Origin of the sequence: Pseudomonas sp. 10C3 (assembly GCF_036346185.1) — a bacterium.
Lineage (GTDB): Bacteria > Pseudomonadota > Gammaproteobacteria > Pseudomonadales > Pseudomonadaceae > Aquipseudomonas.
Window position 1 is genome coordinate 1 of sequence record NZ_JASJVE010000075.1, and the last position, 521, is coordinate 521.

General features: G+C 47.2%; 1 protein-coding gene. It reads right to left on the reverse strand.

Annotation, left to right across the window (positions count from 1 at the left end; translation table 11 throughout):
- The coding region (locus tag QN399_RS26165) for a hypothetical protein (protein WP_330201933.1) at positions 1-521 on the reverse strand (521 nt) is incomplete at both ends.

Below are 521 nucleotides of genomic sequence, written 5' to 3' on the forward strand. Positions count from 1 at the left end.
ACGGCACCCGTTGAACTATGCGAAACAGTGGTAGTAGACGTAGAGCTTGAAATCACGCAAACACCTGGACCCATACCGCCCGTGCAAACGCTTTGCGTAGCGTTATTAGTCGTGACCTCTTTGGTACTGCCATCAATCAGGGCCTGAACCGCCGTTGTGCTAGCGATCTCAATGCCCTTAGAAGAAGGATAACTACCGAGACAACCAAACTTACCATTAACTGAGCCACAGTTAACCGCACCATCAGTACCAGTGAAATTAGATGTCGTGCAACTTTGACGACCTTCTGCATCATACACCTTGGTACATGGCTTATTTTCAGCAGTGGTTTCAGGAGGAGGCAAATTGCAATCGGCCCCCATGTCACAAAGTGAGTCCTTTCCAGCCAAACCAAGATCAGGAGGAACATTAACAGCAGGACGACCAGTAAAGGAAAATTGAACAGTACAAGATGATGAAGAAGGCGAAGTACACAAGCCCTTTGTACATTTTGTAGGACCCACAACACAATCACCAGAAGT